We start from the raw sequence: 4945 nt of genomic DNA, 5'->3' as shown, positions 1-4945 counted from the left end.
AGTAACGATATTGAAAGCATCCATCTTATTCTTGGCGATTGCCAGTTTTCATTTGTTCTCAATTCCCCACGCCTTTGATATCGGCCATCATTATAAAGCCGTAGCCGACCAGCAGGAAATGCATGAGATGAAAGTCGGCCAAAATGCTGATGATGAGAAGAAATCCATCACAGGGGCATTTACGCTGACCGCTTTATGGGCAATGGCTGTTCTGCTGCTGACCGCTGAAAGCAAAAGTACTGGATACTCCCGCAGACGTCAGCGGAAAAAAAGCTTTATACTGGCCAAATTTTATCAATCGTCTTATTTCGGCAAACTTCATGTTCAACATCACCCGATTATGTAACGAAAATATGAGGAGGCTGTTAAACATGTTGTTTATCTTAAGAATGGTGATTTTAGGCTTATTTTCTTTCACAGCGCTGAATTTATTTGTATGGCAGGGGATTGAAGTCATTCATGCTGTAACAGATCTATTCACCAACCATGAAAGCTGATAAAAAACAAACGAAACCCGCTCATATAGTATGAGCGGGTTTTTTATTATTGTTCTGTATGAAGGCGCCAAACAGCTGTAACCTTGCCTGATTCCTCTTCATCAAAAAAGAAAGAGCCATTGCTGTATCTGTCGTTTGTCCGCAACTCTTTTGCCTGCAGTTCTTTTCTGTCGCCTTTTTCTGTTTCTGCCATTAGTCGCTGTTCAAGACCGCAAGCGAACAGTGCTACAACTCGGTGAGGATTCTTTTTCAGTTCCCTTAGCATTACGACACCGCGTTTTGCGCGGGATGTCTTCTCGAACTCAGAAAGACTCATGCGTTTTACCGCTCCCCGCTGTGTGAACAAGACAATTGAATCAGATTGCTGAAGGATCTCACCGGAGACAACAAAGTCATCCTCTTTTAAGTTAATCCCTTTGACACCTGCCGCACGCGCGCCAACTACATTCACTTCGTCTTCTCCAAACCATAGACCATACCCTAAGTGAGTGGCCATAAAGATCTGGCTTTCCCCATTTGTTACATGTACATCAATCAGTTCATCTTCACCCTTCAGATTTAAGGCTACAAGCGCCTTAGAATAACGCTGTGCTTTATAATGGGTGAGCTCTGTCTTTTTCACCATACCGTTTTTCGTAAAGAATAGAAGATATGCCGACGGATCAAATTCTTTTATCGGTATAGCCTTTACAATCGTTTCATCACGGTCAATAGTGATCAGATTTGAAAAATGCTGGCCCATGTCCTTCCATCTGATATCAGGCAGCTGGTGAACAGGACAATAGATGTAGCTTCCTTTGTTCGTAAAGAGCAGCAGCACGTCTGTCGTATTCATTTCAAACTGATGCAGCATCCTGTCCGTATCTTTCATTCCGAAGTCCTGACCGTTGGAAGCGGCAAATGAGCGCTGGCTCGTCCGTTTTAGGTAACCATCCTTCGTAACGGTTACATATACATCCTCAGATGCAACCATGACTTCGAGATTGATTTTAATTTCTTCAATTTTTTCTTCAATCACGGAGCGTCTCGTATCTGCATATTTCTTTTTCAATGCTTTTAAGCTGTTTGTAATCACTTTTAGCAGTTTTTTATCATTGCTCAGAATAGATTCGAGCTCTTCAATTTTTTTACCGAGCTCTTCTGCCTCTTCCTTAAGCGCTGTAATATCTGTATTGGTTAAACGATATAGCTGCAATGACACGATGGCTTCAGCCTGAGGCTCCGTAAATTCATATTTCGCGATCAAATTGTTTTTAGCGTCACGTTTATCGCTAGAAGAACGGATTGTTGCAATCACTTCATCTAAAATAGACAAAGCTTTCATGAGCCCTTCTACGATATGATGTCTGTCTTTTGCTTTTTGAAGCTCGTAAACGGACCGGTTTGTGACAACTTCCTTTTGGTGTCCGATATATGCATCCAAAATAGACGGCAGGCTCATCAGCATCGGACGGCGGTTATGGATAGCCACCATATTGAAGTTATATGTGATCTGCAAATCAGTATTTTTATATAAGAAATTCAAAATGCCTTTGGCATCAGCTTCTTTTTTCAGTTCAATGACCACTCTCAGCCCTGTTCGATCCGTTTCATCACGAACCTCTGAGATGCCTTCAACCTTTTTATCAATACGGAACTCGTCCATTTTTTTTACAAGGTTTGCTTTATTTACTTCAAATGGAATTTCAGTAATGACAATTTGTTCTCGCCCGCCTCTGATTGTTTCAATTTCAGCCTTTCCGCGAATAATGATTTTTCCTTTTCCGGTTTCGTAAGCTTTTCTTATCCCGTCAATGCCCTGAATAATACCGCCTGTCGGAAAATCAGGCCCTTTAATGACTTCCATAAGTTCATCAACAGAGCAAGATGGCATTTGAATACGCTTAATGACAGCATCAATGACTTCTCCCAGATGATGAGGGGGAATGTCGGTCGCGTATCCTGCTGAAATCCCGGTAGATCCGTTGACCAATAGGTTAGGAAACATCGCCGGGAGTACGACAGGCTCCTTGCTTGTATCATCAAAGTTCGGCACAAATTCAACCGTGTTTTTGTCAATATCCCGAAGAAGCTCAGATGCAATCGGAGATAATCGTGCCTCTGTATAACGCATGGCTGCCGGGGGATCTCCGTCGATGCTTCCATTGTTTCCATGCATTTCGATTAACACATTACGAACTTTCCAATCCTGGCTCATCCGCACCATTGCTTCATAAACCGAGCTGTCACCGTGCGGATGATAGTTACCGATGACATTACCGACCGTTTTGGCCGCTTTTCTGAAGTTTTTATCAAACGTGTTTCCATCTGTATGCATCGCATACAGAATTCTGCGCTGTACCGGCTTTAATCCGTCTCTCGCATCGGGCAGCGCCCTGTCTTGAATAATATATTTACTGTAGCGTCCAAAACGGTCGCCGATCACCTCTTCTAATGGTAAATCATGAAATAATTCTGGCTGTGACAATCATTAAACCTCCTCAGCGACCGATAAGTTTTCATTTTCTAAAATATTGCTTTCTTCATCTAAGCCGAAAGCGACGTTTTTCTCAATCCACTTTCTGCGCGGCTCTACTTTGTCTCCCATTAACGTCGTCACACGTCTCTCTACACGTGCCGCATCGTCAATTTTGACCCTAACAAGTGTGCGGGACTCCGGATTCATCGTCGTTTCCCACAGCTGGTCTGCGTTCATCTCTCCAAGACCCTTATATCGTTGAATGGTATAGCCTTTGCCGACTTTTTTCAGGACATCACCCATCTCTTCATCAGACCATGCATATTCAATGATTTCCTTCTTCCCGCTTCCTTTACTGACCTTATATAAAGGTGGCAGCGCAATGAACACCTTGCCATGCTCAATGAGCGGTTTCATATAGCGATAGAAAAAGGTAAGAAGCAGCACTTGAATATGAGCGCCGTCAGTATCGGCATCGGTCATAATGATGATTTTGTCGTAGTTGATGTCATCGATTGAGAAATCTGCTCCGACTCCTCCGCCGATCGCATGAATGATCGTATTGATCTCTTCATTTTTAAAGATATCAGCAAGCTTAGCTTTTTCTGTATTAATGACTTTACCACGTAAAGGCAGTACCGCTTGGAATCTGCGGTCTCGTCCCTGCTTGGCTGACCCGCCTGCTGAATCTCCCTCAACGAGATACAATTCATTTTTTGCCGGGTTTCTTGAACCCGCAGGCGTCAGCTTTCCGCTTAAAGTCGCTTCTGATTTTTTTCGTTTTTTGCCGCTTCTTGCTTCTTCACGGGCTTTGCGTGCCGCTTCGCGCGCCTGGCTCGCCTTGATTGCTTTTTTGACAAGAAGCGTTGCGGTGTCCCGATTTTCCTCTAAAAAGTAAGCAAGCTGCTCTGAAACAATCACATCCACCGCTGATCTTGCTTCACTAGTACCGAGCTTTCCTTTTGTTTGTCCCTCAAATTGAAGAAGCTCCTCAGGTATGCGGACAGAAATAATGGCTGAAAGCCCTTCCCTTATATCGGTGCCTTCAAGGTTCTTATCCTTTTCTTTCAGCAAAGCCACTTTTCGCGCATATTCATTAAAAGCACGCGTCATCGCAGTTTTTGCACCTGACTCATGCGTCCCGCCGTCTTTTGTTCTGACATTGTTGACAAACGACAAAATATTTTCAGAATAACCATCGTTAAACTGGAACGCAAAGTCCACTTCTATAGAATGATGCTCACCCTCAAACGAGACCACTTCAGACAAGACGTCTTTTTCTTCATTTAAGTAAGCAACAAACGCTTCTATGCCGTTTTCATAATAAAAGACCTCATGCTGGTCATTGCGTTCATCAATCAGCTCAATTTTCAGTCCTTTTAACAAAAACGCAGACTCTCTTAAGCGCTCAGAGAGCGTTTCAAAATTATAAGTGGTTGTGCTGAACATCGTTGGATCTGGCTTAAAGTGTGTAAGAGTTCCCGTCTTTTTTGTTTTGCCGATCTTTTCGAGAGATGTAACCGGTTTTCCTCCATTTTCAAATCGCTGCTGATAGACAAAACCGTCCCGCTCAATGGTAACCGTCAGCCATTCAGATAAAGCATTCACGACTGATGCACCAACTCCGTGGAGCCCGCCGCTTGTCTTATAGCCGCCTTGGCCGAATTTTCCTCCGGCATGAAGCACCGTTAAAATCACTTCAGGGGTTGGTTTGCCGAGCTTATGCATTCCGGTCGGCATGCCGCGGCCTCTATCCTGTACAGAAATACTATTGTCTTTATGTATTTTGACGATTATGTGATCTCCATGGCCGGCAAGCACCTCGTCGACAGAGTTATCTACAATTTCATAAACCAAGTGGTGCAAACCCCGCGCGTCAGTAGAGCCAATATACATACCCGGCCTTTTCCTGACAGCCTCAAGGCCTTCAAGCACCTGTATGGCATCTTCGTTGTAATCAAATTGCTGTTTTCTAGCCAAACGTACAAAC

Annotated in this window: 4 protein-coding genes; 2 read left to right on the top strand and 2 right to left on the bottom strand. The window is 43.7% G+C overall.

The annotated features are described in order from the left end of the window. Together RAC86_RS35310 and RAC86_RS35305 are read left to right on the top strand one after the other, a co-directional pair. The coding region (locus RAC86_RS35310; protein ID WP_377886677.1) for a hypothetical protein at positions 1–346 on the top strand (346 nt) is incomplete at its 5' end. Positions 347–371: 25 nt separating this feature from the next. Further along, positions 372–497: a hypothetical protein gene (locus RAC86_RS35305; protein WP_003231548.1), complete on the top strand. Its 126-nt coding sequence runs from the start codon at positions 372–374 to the stop codon at positions 495–497. 46 nt (positions 498–543) lie between these two features. Here RAC86_RS35305 and parC read toward each other — a convergent pair whose 3' ends face one another. Next, positions 544–2964, bottom strand: coding sequence for a DNA topoisomerase IV subunit A (gene parC / locus RAC86_RS35300; RefSeq protein WP_015714017.1), 2421 nt, complete (start codon positions 2962–2964; stop codon positions 544–546). A gap of 3 nt (positions 2965–2967) precedes the next feature. Further along, positions 2968–4935 carry a DNA topoisomerase IV subunit B gene (gene parE / locus RAC86_RS35295; protein ID WP_377886678.1) on the bottom strand — a complete coding sequence of 656 codons (1968 nt, stop codon included), beginning with the start codon at positions 4933–4935 and terminating at the stop codon, positions 2968–2970. Between the last annotated feature and the right edge of the window lie 10 nt (positions 4936–4945).

Source organism: Bacillus sp. LR_5 (genome assembly GCF_042709275.1).
Note: the sequence above shows the minus strand (reverse complement) of the source record. Positions and strands in the feature narration are given on the sequence as shown.